The sequence below is a fragment of the Paenibacillus sp. sgz302191 genome, from assembly GCF_057749925.1.
This window is the reverse complement of record NZ_JBYLHY010000128.1, coordinates 1-311: the sequence shown is the minus strand read 5'-3', so window position 1 is coordinate 311 and position 311 is coordinate 1. Positions and strand designations below refer to the sequence as shown.

The 311-nt window shown below is 45.0% G+C and carries 1 rRNA gene; it reads right to left on the bottom strand.

Going from position 1 to position 311, the window contains the following annotated elements:
• Positions 1-224: 224 nt before the first annotated feature.
• A 16S ribosomal RNA gene (locus tag AC3G2T_RS38905) occupies positions 225-311 on the bottom strand; the annotation flags it as partial.

Below are 311 nucleotides of genomic sequence, written 5' to 3'. Positions count from 1 at the left end.
ATCCTCCGTGTGCTCTTTCTAGCTTAACCACTAGAACGTACTTTCATTAACTGCTGTGACACAGTCAACGAAAAGGATTTCTAAGTTTCACGCTTTACGTTTCGTTTCGTTATCTAGTTTTCAAGGAGCAAAACATTGCTTTTGAAAGGATTGACCTTTCAAAACTGAACACGAGTGAAGAAACTTGTTTGTCCGACAACCTGCAGTTGTCATGGACTCCATAGAAAGGAGGTGATCCAGCCGCACCTTCCGATACGGCTACCTTGTTACGACTTCACCCCAATCATCTACCCCACCTTCGGCGGCTGGCT